Origin of the sequence: uncultured Sphaerochaeta sp., assembly GCF_963676625.2 — a bacterium.
GTDB lineage: Bacteria > Spirochaetota > Spirochaetia > Sphaerochaetales > Sphaerochaetaceae > Sphaerochaeta.
On the sequence record NZ_CAXXYB010000004.1, the window covers coordinates 1,281,651 to 1,301,458 of the forward strand.

Sequence of the window (19,808 nt, forward strand, 5' to 3'; positions counted from 1 at the left end):
AAAAGGAAATACCGGTGAAAGACAGGGCTGTACAATTTGTGTGTACGCAATGTGGACGAATTGAGACAAAATGGCTTGGAAGATGTCCTGACTGTGGAAGCTGGAATTCGTTTGAGGAAGAAATGGCCACTCCCCCATCCCAGAAAATGGGAAAGGCCGCGGTAATCGATACCAAGACAAGCCCAGTATTCCTCAAGGACATCAACATAGATCCTGGTTTTCGGTTCGAGACAGGTATTTCCGAACTTGACCGTGTCTTGGGTGGAGGAGTCATGCGTGGCTCCTCTATCTTGCTTGGAGGGGAGCCTGGTATCGGGAAATCTACCTTGATGCTCCAGATGATCGAGAAATGTTCTCTCGGCAAATCAGTTCTGTATGTTTCAGGAGAAGAGTCCCCGTCCCAGGTAAAACTCAGGGCTGAGCGGCTTGGACTTTCCCTTGAAAAGATTTCTATCTTTTGTGATACCCGTATAGAGATACTTGCCAATGTATTGGAAAAGACAAAACCCGATGTGGTGGTGATTGATTCCTTGCAAACCCTAAGCAGCAGCGAAGTTCCTTCTCCTGCCGGTTCCGTAAACCAGATCAGGTGTTGTTCCACTGAACTTGTCGGATTGTCAAAACAATTGGGAATTTCCCTTTTCCTCATTGGCCATGTCACCAAGGAAGGGGTGTTGGCAGGTCCCAAGGTCATCGAACATCTTGTCGATACCGTTCTTTATTTTGATCAGGCGGGAAGTGGGGTACGATTGATCAGGGCTGCAAAGAATCGCTTCGGATCAATCGATGAGATCGGAATTTTTCATATGTCAGATAAAGGCTTGATCGCGGTAACGAATCCAACTTCCTTCTTTATAACTGAACGGGAAGGGGAAAACACTCCTCCCGGTATTGTGTATACAGCAGTCATTGAGGGAACCCGTACATTTCTTGTCGAGATACAAGCTTTGACAATACCTGCAAAAAGTGGATTCTCCCGAGTCTATTCAGATCGCATCGACAATGCCAGGGTAAATCGTGTAGCTGCGGTGCTTGAACGTCATGCCGGAATTCGACTCAATGACCAGGATATCTATGTGAATGTAGCAGGCGGAATGAAGATCTCCGAGGTCTCTGTTGAATTGCCACTTGCCTTGGCTTTGTGGTCGGCGGTACAGGGAGTAAGTCTTCCTTCCAAACTCCTTGCGTTCGGAGAACTCAGCCTTTCCGGGGAAGTCAGGAACGTGAGCTTTTCGGAAAAGCGTGAAAAGGCAGCTGGTGAACTTGGTTTTTCCAGGGTTTTGGTTCCGAAAACAACGGTACTGGGTGGTGTGCTTGAGGTGAGTCGTTGCAATACCCTCAAGGAAGCTGTACAGGTCTGTAGCAAGATGGTCTGAGCCAAGACTCTCAAAATACGCTGTATTTTAGCAAGGTATGCATAAAATAAGGATGCCTTCCAAACTTATGGGATACAAGAAATATATACAAAATCCCTGAGAACTAGGGCTGAGCAAAGAAAAACGGGAAAGTCTTTTGACCTTCCCGTTTTCTATTGATAATCAAATCCATCAATATGAAAATGTATCTATCGTGCCAACATAGTCAGAAGAAGAGGGAATACAACTACATTGCCTATTACGGCAAATACGCTTGTCAGGAGAAATACCAGCAAGACATGAAGCACCCTGTTCTTGTACCAACCCTTGAATTTCAAGGCATCATCAGAAAGGTTTTCGAAATCCCTCACCTTGGGTTTTCGTAACGAGGCTTCCACCAAGCCACTGACCATACCGATTCCGATTGCAGGATGAAGACTTGCAAGTGGGGCTGAAAGCATACTGATGATGATGTTCAGGGGATGGGCCAGGGAAATGATAGCTCCAATGGCTGTAAAGGACATGTTGATTGCCAACCAGTAGACAAACATCTTGATTCCCTGGGCTTGCCCAAAATGGAAGAAACCATACAAAAGGATACCTACGATAAGAGTCGGAAAAGCCCAGGAGAGAATCTTTCCTGATTTTCCTGCGGGAGGGACTTCTGAAATTTCCGAAAGATCAGGAGAAAGTTCTTTTGACTCCAGTCTCTGCATGCAGGAGATTATTCCGTTTTGATGACCGGCTCCTATGACAGCCAGGACTTTGTTGCCTGGAGCTTGATAGATACTGGTTGCAAGATACTGGTCACGTTCATCGATGAGTACGGTTTTGACGGCGGGAAGTTCCTTTGCCATCTCATCAAGCATTCCTTGCATGACATCCGATTTCTTCAGTTCCTCAAGTTCCTCGGCAGAGATTTTCTCATTGCTGAAGACTGCGGAAATAATGGTGGCTATCAACTTTGACTTGTTCCAAAGATTTGATTTTCTCCAGGCTCTCTTGAACGTAATCTGGATTTCCCGGTCACAGAGGGAATATGGAATTCCTTTTTCTTTGGCCAACCGTGCAGCACTGAGAATTTCTTCCCCTGGAGCGCTTCCCGATTGATTCCCCATTCGTTTTTGGAAGGAAGCCAGTGCCATATTGGTCAAAAGGAGAAATCCTTTCTTTTCCTTGAGTACTTTCTTGATATCCATGTTGGACCAAGAGCCTTCATCTTCTTTGTTCTTGAATCGGCCATCATCCAATTCCAGACAGATATGATCAGGCTGCTCGTTATCAATGGACAAGGCCACTTCATCAACGCTTTCCTTGGAAACATGGGCAGTACCAACCAGAATTATTTGCCGTCCGTCCTGAAAGGTCAGCCGGTGGAGTGTGTCGCTTATTTTTTCATCAGTCATGTTGTCAACTATACTCAAGGAATCGTCGAGAAACAAGAGAATTTGACATGTTGCCAAGATTCCTATACATTTCTTCGTTATGGATACAATCCTTTATTTGGGAAGACTGACCTTTGCCTTGATCTTGGGTATGGTTCTTGCCCGGTTCTTCGTGAATCGAAAATTCGCTCGTATGATATCGGTTGCCCAGACAATCGTCGTGTGGGCCTTGTTGTTTTTTATGGGGGTGAATACCGGGAATATCGAAGGTATTGTCTCCAAATTGGGTACCATCGGTTTTTCAGCCCTTGCCTGTACCCTGTGCGGGGTTTTGGGAACTATCTGCATTTCCTTTTTTGCCTGCAAGATTTTCAACAGGAATGCAGGAGAGCAACCTATTGCCATTGCTCCCCGCAAGGAAGGCAGTCTGGTCAGAAGAATCTGGGATATTGTCAAGGAACCCTTGTTCCTTGTGGGGATAGTGTTGTCAGGAATGTTCCTACGCCTTGCGACGCCCCTTTTCAATTGGTTCCATTCCTCCCTTATTTCCTATCTGCTATATGCCATGCTGGCTTTTGTCGGTATGGGCCTGGTGTTTCAGAATACCAATTTCAAGGGAATGTTCTCCCATAAGGAATTGTTGCTTCTTCCCGTATTCACCATTGTAGGAACGTATCTGGGAGCATTGTTTGTCCCTTTGTTGACTTCCTTTACCATAAAGGAGTCCTTGGGAATTGTCAGTGGCTTTGGGTGGTATTCTCTCTCGGGTGTCCTGATAACTGATCTGGGGTTCCCTGTTTTGGGATCCGTTTCCTTTATCAGTAATCTATTGAGGGAGAGCCTATCCTTTTTTCTCATTCCATTTTTCGGAAGACTGGGGAAACAGTTCTATTATCCTGCTGTCTGTACCGCGGGAGCGACGAGCATGGATGTAACCCTTCCGTTGCTTTCCACCCATTTCGGATCCTCCACGGTTGTCAGCAATATATATCATGGGGTGATCATGAGCTTGGTAGCTCCTCTCTTGATTCCCTTGTTTTTCTAGACAGCCCAGAGAACCTGGACGATGACTTCAAGAAGGTTTTCCTTGATCATCCTTATATAGATTGTAGAAGCTCCATCACAAGCTTGCATTTCTGAAAGAGGGAGTAGAATTTGCTCAACTTCCTCTTTGGTGGGAGTCATGGGAAGCTGTACAAAATGGTAATCTCCCGAGGCAATAGTAATATCCTGTTTTCTTTTTGGATGGGGTAGTCCTTGGGCCACCGCTTGTCTGAGTTCTTCTGTCGGGGGTTCCTGGAATGCTGTAAACAAAACAGTCAATACAGGTGAGAGGGCGATGCAGATTTCCGAGCCTATTTCAGATCGGTCGATTCTGTCGAGCAAGTCTCCGTATGCCAAGGAAAGGTCCCTTGGATTCTCTGTGTCAAGGATATATGGTAACTCCTGGAATAAATGGAGTATCATTGGCTTGTTGTTTTCCATGGGAGTAACTGTAACAAAATGAAAACCATAGGTAAAGTACAGTCGTTGCAATACACGTTGTTTCGTAGGAAAAATTGCCGGAATGTCACTATTCGGGTCATGGGTGATGGCTCCATACGGGTTTCCGCTCCCTACCGGGTTTCGATTCGTACCATTGAAAAAGTCATCGAGAAAAATCTTATGAAACTGAAGGTAACCGTTGAAAACCAACAGCAACAGAATCTTGCATATATTCACTCCTGGGACAATGGTGATCATTTCTTGTTTGAAGGAAAGCCTTGCTTGCTTTCCTTGCAACCTTCCAATGAGGATTCAGTTGATTTTGAAAATGATATATTCAAGATTTGCTATTGTGGGAACAAACCCACCAAGGAAGAAGTCTGTAGGGAACTCAAGGAATTATATAGAGGGTATGCCAAGGCTCGTCTGGCCGTTCTGGTTCTTCAATGGGCCCAAACCCTTTCCCTTGAGCCTCCCCCCTTCTCGGTACGAGACAGCCTGCGTCGTTGGGGAAGTTGTTCTGCAAGAGGGTTTTTGAGTTTTTCCCTTCGTTCCGCCTCCCTGGATGCGGAGGACCTTTCCTATCTGGTGCTACATGAAATGGCCCATTTGGTCTATTTTAACCATGGTAGGGAGTTTCATGCCCTTCTTAGTGAGTATATGCCAAATTGGAAAATGCATCAAAGGCATATGTTTTCTCTGCAACGTCAGTCGGAACTTACGATATAGTAGGTTGTGTGTCTTTGCAATATTGCATTCACATTACCCTTTATTTCGTGTATCTTTGTAACGAGGAGATGATGAAATGAAACCTGATAAACTAGCAGACGGAGTATTCCGTGTTTCAGCCAAAATCGGAACTAGGGACCTGTTTGAAGGTATTTGGCCTCTTCCGAATGGCGTTATGCTAAATTCTTATATTGTACGAGGACAGAAGAAGACAGTCCTGGTTGATTTGGTCAAGGATTGGGATGGTGCAGTCCTGGCTGTTGAAGAACAGCTCTCTGAATTGGACCTGAAAAATACCGGAATAGATTACCTGGTGATCAATCATATGGAACCTGATCATACAGGTGCCATGGCTTCCTTCGTAGAGAAAAATCCAAAGGTGGAAATTCTTTGTTCCGAAAAAGCCGTTCCTCTCATAAAGTGGTTTTATGGAATTGAAAAAAATGTAAGGGCAGTCAAAGACGGGGAAACCCTCGACCTTGGCGGCAAAACCCTTGAATTCATCATGACTCCGAATATCCATTGGCCAGAGACCATGATGACTTATGATATCGAGGACCGTATACTCTTCAGTTGTGACGCTTTCGGTTCCTTTGGTCGTTATGAACATTGTTTTGATGATGAATTGAGTGAAGAGGAGAAAGAGTTGCTCTCTGGGGAGACCGAGCGATATTTTGCCAATATCGTATCTACCTTCTCTTCCTTTGTTATTCGTGGAATTGCCAAGGTGGAGGGACATCCCCTGTCTATCGTTGCTCCCAGTCATGGAGTCGTATGGAGAAAAGAACCCCATAAGATTGTAGACTGGTATCATCGACTTGCAACCTATATGCAAGGTCCCCGGGAAAAAGAAATTACCCTGGTCTGGTCAAGCATGTATGGCAATACTGCCGCCCTGGTCCCTTCCCTGGTAGCTGGTATTGAAAGCGAACAGATTCCGGTACATGTCTTTGAAGTACCTCAGACCCATGAATCTTTTGTCCTGGAAAAAGCCTGGAGGTCAGAGGGGCTTATTATCGGAATGCCTACCTATGAGTACAAGATGTTCCCCCCCATGTATCATATTCTCGACATCCTGGAAAGAAGCCATGTGAATGACCGCAAGGCAATTCGATTCGGTTCCTATGGTTGGTCGGGGGGAGCCCAGAAACAATTCTCTGAATTTGTCGATTTGATGAAACTTGACTTGCAGGGGTGCGTGGAATACCAAGGGGCTCCGACTGAAGAGGATAAAAAGAAAGCTTATGAGCTGGCAAAATCCATGGCCAAGGCCATTCGGGAAGCATAGGTAAAGGCGGTAAAAACCGGAAGCATCGATGATGATCCCATCATCATTGCTTCTGGATGCCATTGCACACCAAGGCACCAGTTTTCATTTTCCGATTCGATGGCCTCTATACCGCCGTCCTCTGAGAGGGCGGCTATTTTTAATCCTTTGCCCAGGTCCTTGACTTGCTGATGGTGAAGGCTGTTTACCCATAGAGTCTTTTCCTTGAACAATTGTCGTAGGCGTGTTTCCTCTTTGAGCATAATGGTATGGCAACCTTTTGTGGGGCTTTCATAATGGTCATGGGCAAAAGTATTTTCTATTCTTAATTGATAATCCTGATAGAGAGTTCCCCCGAAACCTACATTGATCAGTTGGGATCCCTTGCAGATTCCCAATACAGGTTTTCCTTGTGCAAGGGCTTGTTTGAGCAATTGCAACTGGAATATATCGGTCTTGTTGTCGAATTCCTTGCAAAGAGGATCTTTTTCCTCTCCATATAAAGATGGGTCGATATCGGATCCCCCTGGAAGAAGCAGTCCGTCACAAAGATCAAGAAGTCCTTCTATCTGGGCCTCTGTGGCCTGATCGAGTATGGGAAGCATTATCGGTATTGCTCCTGCCCGTACCAGGGATGAAGTATAGGCTTCATTGGTGATATCTCGTTTCCATCCGACAAAAGGAGAGGATGGGGGACATGTTTGAAGTGTCCCCGCAATCCCTATGACTGGTAATCTCATTTAATCATTGAAAGGAGATGGCGGGTAAAGCCATAAATCCGTTCGACTGAGGAAACCGAGATTTTTTCCTTGACGGAATGCACGTCATACATGTTTGGTCCGAAGGATACTGAATCCATTCCAGGAACCAGGCTATTGATGATACCGCATTCCAAGCCGGCATGAATCGCCGTGATAACCGGTTTTGTATTGGTATATTCCTCGTAGGCCTTGGCACAGAACGCAGTAAGTTTTGAAGCAGGATTGGGAGTCCAGGATGGATAGGCTCCTTCATAGGTCACCTTGGCACCACAGGAACAAAAAGCTTCTCCAAGTCTATGCGCGATGTCATCACGAGCGGATAGAACGGAAGAACGATGACTGGAAATGACTGTGAAGCTATCGTTTGCAAACCGGATGATGGCCAGGTTCGAGGAGGTCTCGACAATTCCCGGGATTGTCAGGCTCATTGCATCCACCCCATGGGGGGCAATGTACAGGCTTCTGACAAAATCTTCGCTTTGCTTGGCATTTGCTGCCTTGGCGGGAGTTACGATTGGCGTGAGTTCCAGCGTAATATCGGGATCACTTATGGCATATTCGATGGATAAGGCTTTTGCAGTCTCTTCCACGATGGCTTCCACTTTGCTCTTGTCTGCTTCTGGTACGGCAAAAGAGAAGGAACAGGAAGATGGAATGACATTGCGTTTTGTTCCTCCCTCTGCGGAGATGAGCATTTTAGTAGGTATAGCAACCAGGGCTCTGGCCAGGATTTTTATTGCATTTGCCCTTTGCTTATGAATTTCTCCACCACTATGGCCACCCAGCATTCCCGAAGAAGAGAGAGAGAAGGCAAGATATCCTGCAGGGATGGTTTCCTGTTTTACAGAAAATTGTACATCGACTTCAATTCCTCCGGCACAACCGATATAGAGAACCCCTTCTTCTTCACTGTCAAGATTCAACATCAAGCGACTGTTGATATGTTCTTTTTGTATGCCGAAAGCTCCTGTCAAACCTGTCTCCTCACTTACGGTGAAGATTCCCTCCAAGGGACCATGTTCAGCAGTGTCATCGGAAAGGATATCAAGGGCAATGGCAATGGCAATCCCATTATCCCCACCGAGCGTTGTATCCTTTGCATGGAGGTAGTCCCCGGAAAGAACGAGATCTATCGGATCGGTAAGAAAATTATGCTTGCTCTCCTTGGTCTTTACGCAGACCATATCCATATGCCCTTGCAAGGCTACCGAGGGACGATTTTCGAATCCTTTGGAGGCTGGTTTTCGTATAATTACATTTCCTACTGTATCGGTAACGGCTTTAAGCGAATGTTGCTTTGCAAAAGCCAACAGGTATTGGCGCATTCCCTCTTCATTACCTGATTCCCGGGGAATTTTGGAAATTTCCTGAAAATAAGACCAGACACGTTCGGGTTTGAGACCTTTTATTGCAGAATTCATTTTATTGTTCCTCCATAATGTTTCGTGACTTTCAGGCAAAACGATCCCTGATAAGATTTCCATCGATGAACAAACCCTTCATCTGTAGGTTCTGGTCCAGAACGACGATGTCTGCCTTATAACCGGGGACAAGCAATCCCTGTTTGTTGAAAGAATATATCCTGGCAGGATTGCTCGAGGACATTTGGACCGCTTGTTGTAGGGGGATTTCCCAGTTTACGACGTTCTTGACTCCCTGGAGCATGGTCAAGGCTGAACCAAGGAACAAGGTAGGATCTTTTTTACTGACAAAGGCACCTTCCTGGCTGAGGATGCAGGAGACGCCATCGGCGGTCAATTCCCCTGTGCGTTGTTTTGTTGGCTTGAGTGCATCGGTGATCATGACAATATTATCCGCGGGTTTTTCCCTGAGCAGGAGTTTGACCAATTCAGGGTGGACATGGACGCCATCGCAGATGATTTCACACTGCATATCCCGTTGGATAAGAATAGCTCCGACCGTTCCTGGGTTTCTGTGGTGAAGGCGACTCATGGCATTGAAGAAATGGGTGGAATGCAAGATACCGCATTGCATACCTTCCATGATGTTTTCATATGTGGCATCAGTATGTCCTGCAAGCAGGACGATATTTTCCTTTCGAGCCAATAAAGCCAACTCACGCATATGTTTCAATTCTGGGGCAACGGTCATGCAGATGACCTTTCCCTCGCCTGCCTGTATCAACTGATTGAAGATATCCAGATCAACTGGTATTACCCCTGCCGGGTTCTGGGCGCCAAGCCTGAGGGGGGAGATGAAGGGGCCTTCCACATTGACGCCCATGATTTTCGCCCCTTTTTCCTTGCCCATTGCTGCAACGATTGCCTTTATGCTGGCAATCATCCTGTCTATCTTGTCGGTATAAACCGTTGGCATGAAGGCCGTGACACCAAAATCGGCAAGTCGATCACTCATTCCGCAAATGGATTCACTATCACAATCCTCGGTTCCAAAACCCCCGATTCCATGAATATGGGAATCGATGAAACCTGGTATGATATAGCTTCCACCTACATCTATCATCGTTGTCTCGGGTGGAAAATGCTTTTCTTCCAGACGGCGCATGTTGAAGATATCCCCGATTGTCCCGTCTTCCTGTATATAAAGGGCACAGTCTTTCAGTTTTGTATAGCCCGTTATCAAGGTTCCATTTGTAAGTACTGTACATGAATTCATGATATTCCTTCCTTCATGGTAAAATATACGAGCATATGGTTCTTAGGTCAATGAAGGTTTTTCAGTAAGGTCGTGAATCCATTTCCCGGAGTGTACCCTAAGGAATCCTATTATGAACTTTGAAACCTCTTCCATGCCAAGCAACAGATAGAGATTCCATATGGAAAGATGGAAAATCATGGATCCTATGAAGGCCAGGGGAACCCCCACGCACCAGACTCCGAACATCTCGGAGAACATGGAATAACGAGTATCGCCTCCGGCTCGAAGTATGCCGACAATTATTGACATGTTCATGCTTTTTATCGGCAATAGGACCGCGTTTGCATACAGGCAATACAATGCCATGGTTTGTACCGAAAGGGAAATATTGAATAAACGGGTGAAGGTAGGGGCAAATCCGACCTCCAGGAGTCCTGCAAAGATTCCCGTACAGAAGGTGATGAGGATGAATCGTTTTGCATAAAGTCTGGCAAGGTCTTCTTTGCGTTCCCCGATCTTGATGCCTATGAGTATTACCGTGGCATTGCTCAAACCAATCATTGCCACGAAAAACATATTTGCAATTGATTCAGTGACATTGACCGCGGCAATGGCATCAACTCCCATTTTACTGTAAGCCACTTTATAGACGGTCATTCCCAAAGCCCAGAAAAACTCATTGGCTATTACCGGCATGCAGGTCGGTACAATACGCGAAAGGAAAGGTTTGCTCCATTTGAAGGCAGTCTTGGACTGTATTGAAACCATTGGATATTTTTTGTAAACAAAGAAAAGAAGCAGGACAGTCTCCAGAATTCTGCTGAATGCTGTGGCTAGGGCAGCTCCTGCCACACCCAGGGCAGGAAAGGGTCCGATACCAAAAATCAATAGATAATTTCCCAAAACATTGGTTGCAAGGGAAATGACTGCAACGGCAAGAGGTGTCTTGGCCTTGCCTATCACTCGTAGGGCCGTGGCAAGAATCTGGCTTATGGAAGAAGCGATATAACTGAAAGCTACTATTCTCAAATAGGTGGCGCCTATGGAAACAACAGCCTCGTCATACGTAAATACATGCATTATCGATCGGGGAACAATACAGGAAGCAAGGGAAAAAATAAGGGCCCCAAGGAAGGCGAAGGTAAGCGACAATCCCAGAATTTTCTGTATTCCATCCAGATTCCTTGATCCCCAGTATTGGGACAGGAAAATGGATGAGCCACTGGAAATACCAAAGAATAAAAGACTGATCAGAAAAAACATCTGATTGCCCAGTCCTACGGCAGCGATTGACTGTTCACCGAGTTGCCCTATCATCAGGGTGTCTACGAAGGAAAGGGAGTTGGAGAGTAAATTCTGTATCATTACGGGAAGGGCGATGGAAAGGGTTTTTTTGAAAAAATCTTTCCGTTGGTCCATCAGGATTTTCATGTTCTGTACCTAGTATTTAAAAGTGATCTTGAAAGATCTTTGCGACCGGCTTTTTGCAATGCTTCCATTACAAGAGCCCTATTTTCCGGTTTATTGAATTGCAAGAGTGCACGTTGCAAATGGCGTTCACGTCCTTTGGGAATATAGATGGAGCAGAAATCCTTGCCTGGTCTTGGATCAAGCCCTGTATAATACATACAAGTCGATACAGTTCCCGGGGTAGGGTAGAATTCCTGTACCTGGTCAGGGACAAATCCTTTTTTCTGCATATATAAAGCCAGGGTAATGGCGCTGTCCAGGGTACTCCCGGGATGGGCTGCAATAAAATAGGGGATGAGGTATTGTTTTTTCCCTACAGCTTTGTTGGTTGCTTCATAGGCTTCGCAAAACCTGTCATAGATGTCTACAGTCGGTTTTCCCATGGCATCGAGTACCTTGGGATCTACATGTTCCGGAGCAACCTTGAGTTGCCCGCTGATATTATGAGTGACCAAATGATTCATGAACTGGCTGCGAACCGGTTCCTGACTGACTTCCATGAGATAATCGTAGCGAAGTCCTGAGCGGATGAAAACTTTTTTTACTCCATTCACGGATTCAATCGCTTCCAAAATATCCAGATACCTGCGGTGAGAATCCTTGAGATTCGAACAAGGCTTTGGCCAGAGGCATTGTTTTTGGGGACAAGGGCCGAAGGTCTCCTGTTTATCGCAAGCCAGACCCTGGAAATTGGCGGTAGGGCCCCCCAAGTCGTGTATATATCCCTTGAAGGAGGGGTGTTTGCTCATTTTTTTGGCTTCCAGGACCAAGGATTCCTTACTCCTGACCTGAATCATTCTTCCCTGGTGGCTGGTAATTGCACAAAAAGAGCAGGATCCAAAGCAACCACGATTGCTTGTAAGGGAAAACTGTATTTCCGTAAGGGCGGGGATTCCCCCTGCTTCGTTGTAATCAGGATGGGCATCCATGGTATAGGGGTAGGAATAGATTTCATCGAATTCCTTTGTGGTCAAAGGTCTCTGGGGAGGGTTTTGCACAACAAAACGATCCATGCATCCTTGGACCAGTCGTTCTCCGTTCATGGGGTTCTCATGCAGAAGTTTTGTCTGGAAAGCCAAGGCATAGGCTTTTTTTCCTGACTCGGTCGGGATATTTGACTTCTTGTCGCGTTCGCTTACTTCTTCAAAGGAAGGCAATGAACATATAGGGTATTGGGTTCCTATTTCAGCAAGACCCTTTGGGGAGGTAGCGAAGACAGTCCCCCTGATATCAGTCATCTCCTTGATGGCTTCGCCCTGGTCAAGTCTTTTGACTATCTCTATTGTTTGCAACTCGCCCATCCCATAGATAAGAAGGTCGGCCTTGGCATCAAGGATAATGGGTTTGCGAACGATATCCGCCCAAAAATCATAATGACTCATTCTCCTGAGAGAGGCTTCCAAGCCGCCAATGATAACCGGGATCTCTTTTCCATAAGCCTGTTTGGCTTTTGAGGAATAGACCAGGGTTGCATGGTCGGGACGGAATCCAGCCTTTCCGCCAGGGCTGTATTCATCTTCACTACGAGGTTTTCCGTTTGCAGTATAGCGGGATACCATACTATCGATATTTCCCCCGCTGATCATGGCACAAAGTCGTGGTTTTCCCATTTTTAGAAAATCTTCGGTTGAGTTCCATTTGGGTTGTGCTATAATCCCTACACGATAGCCTTTGCTCTCTAAAAGTCGAGCTAACAAGGCTGTGCCGAAGGAAGGGTGATCGACATAGGCATCCGCAGAAATAAAAGCGATGTCCAACTGTTCCCATCCACGTTTTTTCATATCTTCCAGAGAAGTTGGAAGAAAGGAATCTCTTGATTGAAGCGTATTCACAGGCCCATGATAGGCTATTGCGTTCAGGGTGTAAATAGGCTAGTTTTTACTACGAAAGGAGCTGATTATGGTAAACGAAAACCTCTATGTAATCCTGAATCCCCATGCTGCAAAAGGCAAGGCAAGGGACCATCGTCAAGAGATTGTTGATTGTTTTTCAAAAGGTGGTTTTACCAGTACCATAATCCTTACTACAAGGAAGCTTGAAGCCACTGACCTGGCTTACCAGGCAGCCCTTTCGGGACACCCTATTGTTATTGCTGCAGGCGGCGATGGCACGGTCAATGAAGTTGCCAATGGTTTGCTCAAGGCAGTGGCCGAAAAAGGAATTGAATGTCCGACGATGGGAGTCATTCCCATAGGAAGGGGCAATGATTTTGCATGGGCGCTGCAACTTCCCGTAACCATAGAAAAAGCTTGCAAGGCAATCATGGAGGGTAAGATAAGGCGTATCGATACAGGTTTTTCGATTGGCGGTCTGTATCCTGAAGGTAAATATTTTGTCAATGGAGAGGGAGTGGGCTTTGAACCCTTGGTGAATTTTACGGCCAGCGCCTTCAAGCATGTCTCAGGGTCCTTGAGCTATGTATTTGCCATGATCAAGATTCTGATTCATTATCCTCGTCCCTATCACATACTGATGACAGTGGATGGGAAGGAAATCGTGCTTGATACCCAACAAATAAGCATCTGTAATGGAAAGCGCATGGGATCTGCTTTTATCATGGGGCCGGGAGCAATTCTGGATGATGGATATTTTGACATCGTATATGCGAATCAACCGATAAAAAGCAGTCATTTAATTCCCATTGCCTTGCGATTTTTCAAGGGAACCCAAGTGAAACTTCCTATTTTTTCCGTAATCAGGGGAAAAAGAGTAACCGTGGTTTCCCAAAACAATCCAATGCCGGTACATGTGGATGGAGAGGAGATTTCCCAGTCTTGCATATCTTTTTCTGCTGAATTGTTCCCTAAAAGCCTTCCTGTGTTTATTTCGTAAGGAAAGGAAAGCTATGTCTAGAATGGAGATGGTTTTATATATTATGAAAAATTATGTTTCCAGTAATTTTTTTTCTTTCTTTTTACGCTATAATTTACTATTTTATAAACGATTAATGTAATAATGGAAAAAACATAGATTTTGGTTTTAATGAAAGAATGCTTTCTGTTTCAAATAATGAATCCGATTGACTTCCAACAGAAGAGAGTATATTCTAGATAATGCGCGTCTTATGTAGTTTTACCTGTTTTTGACCTACGATAGCAAGGAGTCTCCACTTTGATTAAGGATTTGGTACCGTTCGTACATTTTTATGACCAAGATTTTGTTGATATGTATGACAGGTCTTGGGTATGGATTGACGAACTTTGGAAGCTAGGAACAGAAGAAAATGGGTTCTCAGGATCCTATTTAGCATATCCTGGCCAAACCACATTCAACCAGTATTTATCATGCTTCTCAGCTTTGTTTCTTGTATATAGCAACCAGAACAATTCTCCGTTCCCTTTGCTGGACTATTTTTATCAGAAACAAGAAGCGAATGGAGCGATACGAGGTGAGTATTCCATTGAGGACGGAAAAGCTGTTTTTACAGCTTCCAATCCAGAAGGAATTTCTCCTCCGTTGTTTGCATATGTGGAATATGGGTTTTATCATAAAATCGGAAATAAGAAGCGATTGAAGGAAATCGTGCCCATCCTTGAGAAGTATTTTTCCTGGATGCAAGCAAATTTCCAGAAACCGAATGGCTTGTTCTCTGTTCCCCTGTCTGCTTGCCAAAGTGGGAATATTCCAAGGGAACATGTATATTATCCTCTTGATTTCAATGCCCAATTGGCGGTAAATGCCCTCTATATGTCGGCAATCGGGGACATTCTCAATGATAAGGAATTAAGTTTTAGGTATAAAAGAATTTATTTCTCCTTGAAGACCAGAATCAATTCCTTGATGTGGGACCCTGAAACGAAGTTTTATTATGACTTGGATATCAAGGAGAATCGGGTTTACAACAAATTCATCGGAGCCTATTGGACGTTGCTTGCGGAAATTCCCAATGATGAGCGTGCTGCTTCGTTGATTGAAAACTTGCATGATCCCTTGGAATTCGGAACAGACAATCCTTTTCCCGGAGTTCCTGCTTCCTCCCCTGCTTTTAGTGAAGGTGGAAATGGATTCTGTGGTGGTGTGCTTCCTGTAAATACCTTTATGGTAATCAAAGGGCTTGAGCACTACAACGAGTTTGTCTTTGCCAGGGAATGTGCGATTCGTCATATGTATTACCTGCTTGATACCTTGCATCCTGATGCAGATACAATCGGGGATGTCTGGGAAGCGTATCTTCCAAACAAGGAAGGTTTTTCCACTACTACTGAAATTGAAGATTTTCCACGCAAACGTCTGATGCCCTATGCCGGTTTGGTTACCATTACCCTGATGATCGAGAATATCATCGGCCTGGATATTTCCTTGCCTCGCAAAACAGTGAATTGGACTATGCCTTCCCTTGAGGCAATGGGTATAGAGAATTTATCCCTCAAGAGAAATATGATTACCATTCTCAGCAACAAAACTGAACGTGGCTGGGAAATTCGCCTCGAGTCTGAAAAACTCTACTATTTTACTATTGAGATCCTTAGCGAAAACAAGAAGAAGACACTGCCCATTCCTTCAGGTAAATGCTCGATGCTCATAGATAAGTTGTAATAAATATGGCATGGCTTGGAAAACTCTTCGGAGGAACTTTGGGGTTCATGTTTGGTGGACCCCTCGGAATGATTGCAGGAATTGCCTTTGGGCATATGTTTGACAAAGCTGGTGAGTTTCCTCCAGGAACCTCGCAACAAAACAATCCCTACCAAGATGGTATAGGAATTTTCAATTCTGCCCAGGATCAATCCCAGATGATTTTCTTTGTCGGAGCCTTTTCCATGCTTGCTCGTCTTGCCTCTGTCGATGGAAGGGTGACCGGAAGTGAGCAACAGAAGGTCGAGGAATTTATAAGAAATGACCTGAACCTTGGCCAGCGTGAACATGATGCAGCCATGCGGGTCTTCAATGCCGCTGTAACTGGTGGCGGGACCTTTGAACAATTTGCCACCCAGTTCTATGAAAATTTTTCCCATGCCCCGAATATTCTCCAACTTATGATCGATATCTTCTACCGGGTTGCTGCTGCTGATGGCGTAGTCAATAAGGCTGAGGAGGACATGATTCGCAAGGGTGCCTCGATTTTCCATATTCCTTCCTACTTTGTCGATTCCCTTTGCAAAAAATATGGTGGATGCTCGACATCAGAGCATGCGTATGCGGTGCTTAATCTTACCGTTAACGCTACCGACGAAGAAATAAAGAAGGCTTACCGAAAAATGAGCATTGAATTTCATCCAGATACTTTGGCAACAAAAGGTATGGGTGATGAATTTTTGGCCCATGCCACGACAAAGTTCAGGGAAATCCAGGAAGCCTACGAAACAATTAAGAAAGAACGCGGAATTAAATAGGTATACTTATTTTCTTTGCAAGAGAGCTCCAATTAATCGTTGGGGCTTTTTTTTCTGTAGACTGGTGGTAATATTTTGATTTGCTTGGAAGCTGTTTTATATTTTTTTGGACAATCAATTGCAAATTTTTTAGACCCTCCTTTTTTCCTTAATTTAGTTGCCTTGGAATCACATCAATAAAAATGCTTCTTGCAGAAGAAAAATGCTGAATTGCAGGGAAGGGGAGGTGCTTGTCTTCTCATAGATAAAAATGCTGGATTATACTTTGATAAAAGATTGGGATGATGATGAACCCTGTAAATAGGTTGGTGGTGCTTGGCTGTATGGATAATGCATTCAAGAGAGAGCTTCCCATAGGCTTAAGGAGAAAACGCATGGAAAACTACGTAGTTACCCTAAATAGGCAGTTCGGAAGCCTTGGGCGCACGATTGCAGAACAAATGGCGGTTAATCTTGGTGTTGAGTATTATGACAGGGATATCATAGACACCGTTTCGCATCGACTTTCCCTTCCTGTATCCGTAATCAGTGACAGGGAGGAGGCTGCCGGGGGCACTTATTTTTCCAGACGCTTCCCCTTGGGAAATGTAACGAATCAAGAACAGGATGAAATCTTTGAGGTTCAAAAGAATCTTATATTGGATTTAGCCGAGAGAGAAAGTTGCATTATTGTCGGTCGATGTTCCGAATTTGTCCTGAAGGACAAGAAGAATGTATTCAGTATCTATATCTATGCACCCTATGAGGAACGGTTGAAAAACTGCGTTGATTACTTATACATGGATCCCAAGGAAGCAAAGAAGGAAATTGTCGCTGTCGACAAGGCTCGTGATGCCTATCATATGCATTACGCAGGGTATCTTCCTTCAGACCTCAGGCATAATCACATCCTGGTGGATAGTAGTGTTCTGGGAGTCACCCAGACGGCCATGCGACTTGCCGATATCATCAGGGATAAATTCGAGGATGTGAACCACGGCGAATTGAATTCTTTGTGAAAAACAATAGTTGACTGAGGCCTGATAGGGCCAAGATTGCTTAAAAGGTATATTAATTGATAGAGGGCCCTTTGTAGGGACCCTCTAAAAATCACCGGTTTTATCGGTGGAGGATTAATTCCAGGTAACTAAAATATTCCCAACCATTTTGCAGAAAAACTTCCAAGCAAATAGAATGTAGTTGATGACTGTGCACTGCAAATCATCCAACAAGCAATTGCTGTATTGACTAAAGCACCAAGCCAGATACTACCTGTTTGCGTGTAGAACTTCCGTCCAAGCAAGGCAAATAATGGAATGTTGATGAGCATTGGCCAAGTCGAAATGAGTGCCATTGAAGGCATAATTCCGACGCCTGTCTGCCAATAGGTAATATAGCAAGCTCCGTAGCTGATGAAACAGGCTATATAGAGGCCAAGACAGGAGAGAACCATCTGCAATACGGTATTCCATCCATCGCTCATATCCTTCATTCTGCCTGCATTCACAAAGAGACCGCCAATAATAAAAGTCGGCAAAATAAGGATTGCATATCGTAAGCATAGCATAAAGTACTGAGGAGGCATGTCCTTTACGCCCGTATCCCAGAATCTATAATCCTGATGGAATAGGTATTTGATGGTTGCCAGAGAGATATAGGCACCTAAAAACAAGATTGCAGCCATAAGCACATACTTCAATACGATTTGGGGCTTGGTAATAAGCCTGAGCTCTTTCGGTATATTGAGATTCTTTTTCTTGTAGTTGTATACCGTAAAGATAGTGAGCAATACGAATGATCCGATAGCAATCAACCACATAAAGACAATATGGATATCAGCAGTAAAGTCCATTGACCAGAACTTTTTCACCCATATGGATTTGAATCCGAGAGCGGGGCCATTCTGGGTGACAAAGCGAATTGCGAGAAAGGCAATCAGGATATAGATCAAAGAAATTATCCAAAAAACACTGTTTTTCTTACTGACGAAAGGTTCACAAGTTTCTTGCTTACAGGGAGCAAAATATTTGGTTCTCATAAGAATTCCAGAAAATGCCACGAGTGCAAGACACATTGAAATAAATGCAATCAGGTTGAGAAACTCCCTGAACATGAAATGGATATTTGAGGCTTCAAGTGGAACTGTCGTAGCATCCGTCATTTCACCACGATTATACGATAAGGCTTGTTCAAAGTATTGAACCATGTGGGAAGCCGCATCCCTACTGAAATAATCACGGGCATGAGAGTTGAAAGTCGTGAAGAATATACGTGTGGAACGATTTTTGAGTGCCGTCTGGAGAGTGGTGTTTGTTGCCACGGAAGTATCGTTGATCGTTCCCAAGACAGCACTGGTTGGTCTGGTTTCATTTGTATAGGTCTTTACTTGGTACCAGGTATCTTTCTTGATGGCATCGGTAACTTGGAAACGTTCAAGCATACTTTCATTTGTAAGATTCTTTTGTCCTGTTCCTGCCCTTCCTTCATTGAAAAGTGCAATTTGCCAACAGGCATTGCAGTTTGGTACACGGGTAACTTCATAACCGCCTACCATTACTTTCTTTTCATTCAAGCCCCAGTTTCCACCCAAAACAAGAATGGCATAGACTGTATTATCCAGATACTTTTCTTTTTCAACTTTAAGCGCATCGTAATATACCAACTGATCTTTCGATAAGCGATCTTTGGCTAGCTTGTCTGCATCCAAAGAAATTTCCTCATAGGTGAATTCTTGTCCGAAAGTATCATGAAGTACATTGATCATTAGGTCATTGAGTGTGAATGGGCTGCAATCTTGGTCAGCAACGGCAGCAATGCGTTGGGACCCTTGGGAATGACCTATAAGAGCTATACGGGTTGTATCAACGTACTGTAACGTCCTCATATAGTTCAAGGCATCATAGATACCTCCTGTAGGGTCACTTCCGTTGAGTGTTTCCGAGGTTCCAGCCCCATATGCGGACACGCTCAAAACTACAAATCCACGGCGAGCGAATTCTTCTGCTATACCGTTGACCGTACTTTTCGTACAACTCATTCCATGGGTAACAAGAATTGCCGGCAATTTATCATCAACCGATACTATTCTCGGTGTATAGAGGGTCGCCTGCATGACAGAACCTCTTGAATCAAACGAAATATCGTTTATTTTGAGCTTACCCCAATCACTAGCAAGCATGTAGGCAAAAAAGCTACTGAGCAAGATGATTGCGACTAATATGGCAAGGATTTTTTTACATCCTTCCATTGTACTGAAAGTCAATTTCTTTGACTTATCTGTCATAACGAAACCTCCGAATTTATTTTTCTTGGTACGAATGAGTTTTTTAAAGCCCCACATAGTTTCATTGTCTTTACTGAAAGGAATTTTTTCTTTGTATGGAAATCCAAAATTTATTTTCTCTCAAAGATTGTGTTTTCTTCAC

General features: G+C 44.4%; 16 protein-coding genes. 8 read left to right on the plus strand and 8 right to left on the minus strand.

What is annotated here, in order from left to right; genetic code table 11:
• Positions 1–14: 14 nt before the first annotated feature.
• Positions 15–1,376, plus strand: coding sequence for a DNA repair protein RadA (radA, locus tag ACHZBG_RS08810; protein ID WP_320129084.1), 1,362 nt, complete (start codon positions 15–17; stop codon positions 1,374–1,376).
• 188 nt (positions 1,377–1,564) lie between these two features.
• Here the strand turns inward: radA and ACHZBG_RS08815 are convergent, their stop codons facing one another.
• Complete coding sequence (locus ACHZBG_RS08815; RefSeq protein WP_320129085.1) at positions 1,565–2,818, minus strand: TraB/GumN family protein; 1,254 nt, start codon at positions 2,816–2,818, stop codon at positions 1,565–1,567.
• Positions 2,819–2,840: 22 nt separating this feature from the next.
• On the opposite strand from ACHZBG_RS08815, the gene ACHZBG_RS08820 reads away from it, so the two are divergent.
• Positions 2,841–3,785: a lysine exporter LysO family protein gene (locus ACHZBG_RS08820; RefSeq protein WP_320129086.1), complete on the plus strand. Its 945-nt coding sequence runs from the start codon at positions 2,841–2,843 to the stop codon at positions 3,783–3,785.
• Here ACHZBG_RS08820 and ACHZBG_RS08825 read toward each other — a convergent pair.
• Positions 3,782–4,225, minus strand: coding sequence for a hypothetical protein (locus ACHZBG_RS08825; RefSeq protein ID WP_320129087.1), 444 nt, complete (start codon positions 4,223–4,225; stop codon positions 3,782–3,784). The two genes, ACHZBG_RS08820 and ACHZBG_RS08825, sit on opposite strands and share 4 nt — an antisense overlap.
• A gap of 18 nt (positions 4,226–4,243) precedes the next feature.
• Here ACHZBG_RS08825 and ACHZBG_RS08830 point away from each other — a divergent pair, with 18 nt between their 5' ends.
• Entirely contained in the window at positions 4,244–4,954 is a 711-nt protein-coding gene (locus tag ACHZBG_RS08830; RefSeq protein ID WP_320129088.1) for a SprT family zinc-dependent metalloprotease, read from the plus strand.
• A 76-nt stretch (positions 4,955–5,030) separates the two neighbouring features.
• Positions 5,031–6,242, plus strand: coding sequence for an FprA family A-type flavoprotein (locus ACHZBG_RS08835; RefSeq protein ID WP_320129089.1), 1,212 nt, complete (start codon positions 5,031–5,033; stop codon positions 6,240–6,242).
• Here the strand turns inward: ACHZBG_RS08835 and ACHZBG_RS08840 are convergent.
• Genes ACHZBG_RS08840 through ACHZBG_RS08860 form a run of 5 tightly spaced genes read right to left on the minus strand, consistent with a single transcriptional unit; the run spans position 6,197 to position 12,903 of the window.
• Positions 6,197–6,961, minus strand: a complete 765-nt coding sequence (locus ACHZBG_RS08840) for a gamma-glutamyl-gamma-aminobutyrate hydrolase family protein (protein WP_320129090.1) — start codon at positions 6,959–6,961, stop codon at positions 6,197–6,199. The two genes, ACHZBG_RS08835 and ACHZBG_RS08840, sit on opposite strands and share 46 nt — an antisense overlap.
• A complete protein-coding gene (locus ACHZBG_RS08845) occupies positions 6,958–8,403 on the minus strand; it encodes an aminoacyl-histidine dipeptidase (protein ID WP_320129091.1) in 1,446 nt (481 codons plus the stop codon). The genes ACHZBG_RS08840 and ACHZBG_RS08845 overlap by 4 nt, the downstream gene beginning before the upstream one ends.
• A gap of 31 nt (positions 8,404–8,434) precedes the next feature.
• Complete coding sequence (gene nagA / locus ACHZBG_RS08850) at positions 8,435–9,619, minus strand: N-acetylglucosamine-6-phosphate deacetylase (RefSeq protein ID WP_320129092.1); 1,185 nt, start codon at positions 9,617–9,619, stop codon at positions 8,435–8,437.
• A gap of 42 nt (positions 9,620–9,661) precedes the next feature.
• Positions 9,662–11,032 carry an MATE family efflux transporter gene (locus ACHZBG_RS08855; RefSeq protein ID WP_320129093.1) on the minus strand — a complete coding sequence of 457 codons (1,371 nt, stop codon included), beginning with the start codon at positions 11,030–11,032 and terminating at the stop codon, positions 9,662–9,664.
• Positions 11,029–12,903: a YgiQ family radical SAM protein gene (locus ACHZBG_RS08860; protein ID WP_320129094.1), complete on the minus strand. Its 1,875-nt coding sequence runs from the start codon at positions 12,901–12,903 to the stop codon at positions 11,029–11,031. Before ACHZBG_RS08860 ends, ACHZBG_RS08855 begins: the two co-directional genes overlap by 4 nt.
• Before the next feature lie 67 nt (positions 12,904–12,970).
• Between ACHZBG_RS08860 and ACHZBG_RS08865 the strand changes: the two genes are divergently transcribed.
• The 4 genes from ACHZBG_RS08865 to ACHZBG_RS08880 all read left to right on the plus strand — a co-directional run bounded on the left by ACHZBG_RS08865 (position 12,971) and on the right by ACHZBG_RS08880 (position 17,402).
• Entirely contained in the window at positions 12,971–13,903 is a 933-nt protein-coding gene (locus ACHZBG_RS08865; protein WP_320129095.1) for a diacylglycerol kinase family lipid kinase, read from the plus strand.
• A 279-nt stretch (positions 13,904–14,182) separates the two neighbouring features.
• The gene (locus tag ACHZBG_RS08870) at positions 14,183–15,607 is read left to right on the plus strand and encodes a trehalase family glycosidase (protein ID WP_320129096.1); all 1,425 of its coding nucleotides are present in this window, start codon (positions 14,183–14,185) and stop codon (positions 15,605–15,607) included.
• Between the two features lie 47 nt (positions 15,608–15,654).
• Positions 15,655–16,404, plus strand: coding sequence for a TerB family tellurite resistance protein (locus ACHZBG_RS08875; RefSeq protein WP_320129097.1), 750 nt, complete (start codon positions 15,655–15,657; stop codon positions 16,402–16,404).
• Between the two features lie 374 nt (positions 16,405–16,778).
• The gene (locus ACHZBG_RS08880; RefSeq protein ID WP_320129098.1) at positions 16,779–17,402 is read left to right on the plus strand and encodes a cytidylate kinase-like family protein; all 624 of its coding nucleotides are present in this window, start codon (positions 16,779–16,781) and stop codon (positions 17,400–17,402) included.
• A gap of 128 nt (positions 17,403–17,530) precedes the next feature.
• Here ACHZBG_RS08880 and ACHZBG_RS08885 read toward each other — a convergent pair whose 3' ends face one another.
• Entirely contained in the window at positions 17,531–19,666 is a 2,136-nt protein-coding gene (locus ACHZBG_RS08885; RefSeq protein WP_320129099.1) for an alpha/beta hydrolase, read from the minus strand.
• Positions 19,667–19,808 lie beyond the last annotated feature (142 nt).